Here is a 2,576-nt window from a genome sequence, read left to right as displayed (position 1 = left end):
CGACGGTCTTCGACATCGCCATCCCCGGCTCGGAGCACATGAAGTTCGCGCTGGGGGAGAACCCCAAACGGGTCTACGGCGTCGAGCAGAAGCGAGCTCCCATGACGCGCATGGGCCTGGCCGCCATCCTGCGCCGGACGCTCTATGAGGCGCTGGACTACTCCGAGGAGCTTCGGGCGGGGAGGCGGATCCCGAAAAGAGGCCGAAGCGCAACTTCGCGCTGGAGGAGCTGGTCCCCGTCGTCCGGGGCCAGAGGAAGTGCCGCATCCACTGCCACCGGGCGGACGACATCGTGACGGCCATCCGCATCGCCGAGGAGTTCCGCCTGGATTTTCCATCGAGCACTGCACGGAGGGCTACCTGATCCTGGACTTCCTGAGGGAGCACCGCGTGGACTGCGTCATCGGCCCGCTGACGATGCCCCCCGGCAAGATGGAGATATGGGGTCGGAAGCTGACGACGCCCGCGAGGATGGAGGAGGCCGGAATCAACTTCTGTCTGACGGCGGACACCTCCTCCGGGACGAAGTACCTGCCGATGCACGTCGGCCTCTGCATGGCCCATGGCCTGAGCGAGAGGGCGGCCTTCGAGGCCGTCACCCTCCGTCCGGCACGCCTGCTGGGGCTGGGGGACCGGATGGGAAGCATCGAGCCGGGCAAGGACGCGGACCTCGCGGTGTGGAGCGGGCACCCCTTCAACAACTTCACGCTGTGCGAGCGGACCATCATCGACGGCACGGTCTACGACAACCTGAGCTGAAGCGAAAAGACGACGGGAGGAGCGGGACTGAACCCGCTCCTCCCGTGTTTCCTGCCTTTTTTGTGTTACGCGCCGGTACGCCCGTAGAGCTCGCAGAGCGACCGCATCCGCTGCGTGAGGTCGGGCGTGATGGCGCCCGGCTTCATGCGCCACGTCCAGTTCCCCGCCGTGGTGGACGGGGTGTTGATTCGGGCCTCCGGTCCCAGGTCGAGCCAGTCCTGCATGGGGATGACGGCCGTCTCCGCCACGGAGGCCAGGGCCATGCGCGTCATGACCCCGGACACGCTCCCTGCCGTCACCTCGCACCCCAGGTAGGCGGAGAGGTTCGCCCGTTCCCAGGGCGTGGCGTCGGCCATCAGCCATCCGCGGGAGGTGTTGTTGTCGTGGGTTCCCGTGTAGACCACGGTTCCCGGCGTGTGGTTGTGGGGGGCGTAGGGGTTGTCCGATGGGTGCCCGAAGGCGAAGTGGAGGATCGTCATTCCGGGAAGCCCCATGGCGGTGCGGGCCTCCTCCACCTCCGGGGTGAGGATTCCCAGGTTCTCCGCCCAGAAGGGCGCGTTCGGAAACTCGCTCCTGAGGGCGCTGAAGAACTCCCGGTGGGGCACGCTGCGCCACTCCCCGTGCTCGGCCGTCTCGGCGTCCGCCGGCAGCGCCCAGTAGGCGATGAGCCCCCGGAAGTGGTCGATGCGCACGCGGTCGAAGAAGGTCAGGAGGCGGCGCAGGCGTCCGGTCCACCAGCGGAAGCCGTCCCTCCGCATGGCCTCCCAGTTGTACGTCGGGTTGCCCCAGAGCTGCCCCTTGGCGCTGAAGTAGTCCGGGGGGACGCCCGCCACGGAGACGAAGTTCAGGTCCTCGTCCAGGTCGAAGAGGTCCGGGTGGGCCCAGACGTCGGCGCAGTCCCCCATGACGTAGACGGGGACGTCCCCCACCAGCTCCAGCTTCAGCTCCGCCATGCGCCTCCGCAGCACGGACATCTGCCGCGCGAAGACGTACTGGATGAAGTTCTGAAGCCCGATGTCACCGTTGTGGTCTCGACGGAACCGGTCGAGGTCCTGAGGGCGGCGAAACTTCAGCCCGTCGGGCCAGTCGCGCCAGGCGAGCCCGCCCATGGCGCCCTTGATGGAGATGAAGAGGCTCCAGTCCTCCAGCCACTCCCCCTGGCTCTGGCAGAAGGCCTTGAAGTCCGCGCTCTCGCCGCCGCGGTGAAACTGCGCCCACACCCTTTGCAGGAGCGTTGCCTTGAAGGCTCCGGCCGCGCCGTAGTCCACCCGGTCGTTCGAGAAGTTGGGCGCGCTGTCCAGGTCCTCCTGGCTCAGAAACCCGTCCTCCATCAGGCCCTCCGGGCTGATCAGGAGGCCGCTGCCGGCGAAGGCCGAAGCGGGGCTGTAGGGCGAGTGGGCGCACCCCGCGTCCGTCGCGGTCAGGGGCAGGACCTGCCACAGCGATTGCCCCGCCCCCTGCAGAAACTCCGCGAACCGCAGCGCCCCCGGCCCCATGTCGCCGATCCCGAAGCGCGAGGGAAGCGAGGTCATGGGGAGCAGCACACCGCATTTTCTCCTGTCCGTTTTCAATTTATTAAAACCTCCAAGTAGGGCCGGCAGGGCGCAGGGGGAGTTTTTTCCGCCTCACGCGGCCCCGCCGCGCTCCCTCAGTCGAGACGGCCTGAGCTGTGGGTGACGCGCCCGCCGCAGAGGGTCAGGTCCACTCCGATCTCCGCGAGGTCGCCGGGGTGGACGGCGAAGGGGTCCCGATCCAGCACCACGAGGTCCGCGTCGCGCCCCGGCGCGATCTCGCCGCGGCGCCCCTCGTTGTGGCCG

Annotated in this window: 3 protein-coding genes and 1 pseudogene; 2 read left to right on the top strand and 2 right to left on the bottom strand. The window is 68.2% G+C overall.

Annotation, left to right across the window (positions count from 1 at the left end; translation table 11 throughout):
* Together SY1_RS05235 and SY1_RS05230 are read left to right on the top strand one after the other, a co-directional pair.
* Positions 1–296, top strand: a pseudogene (locus tag SY1_RS05235) (hypothetical protein); the annotation flags it as partial.
* 94 nt (positions 297–390) lie between these two features.
* A complete protein-coding gene (locus tag SY1_RS05230; protein ID WP_208872951.1) occupies positions 391–759 on the top strand; it encodes an amidohydrolase family protein in 369 nt (122 codons plus the stop codon).
* Positions 760–824: 65 nt separating this feature from the next.
* On the opposite strand, the gene malQ is transcribed toward SY1_RS05230, so the two are convergent.
* On the bottom strand, positions 825–2,330 hold the full coding sequence (gene malQ / locus SY1_RS05225) for a 4-alpha-glucanotransferase (protein ID WP_208872950.1): 1,506 nt from the start codon (positions 2,328–2,330) through the stop codon (positions 825–827).
* A gap of 77 nt (positions 2,331–2,407) precedes the next feature.
* Positions 2,408–2,576: amidohydrolase family protein (locus SY1_RS12785; RefSeq protein ID WP_208873995.1), on the bottom strand; the 169-nt coding region annotated here is incomplete at its 5' end.

This window comes from Fretibacterium fastidiosum (assembly GCF_000210715.1).
GTDB lineage: Bacteria > Synergistota > Synergistia > Synergistales > Aminobacteriaceae > Fretibacterium > Fretibacterium fastidiosum.
Note: the sequence above shows the minus strand (reverse complement) of the source record. Positions and strands in the feature narration are given on the sequence as shown.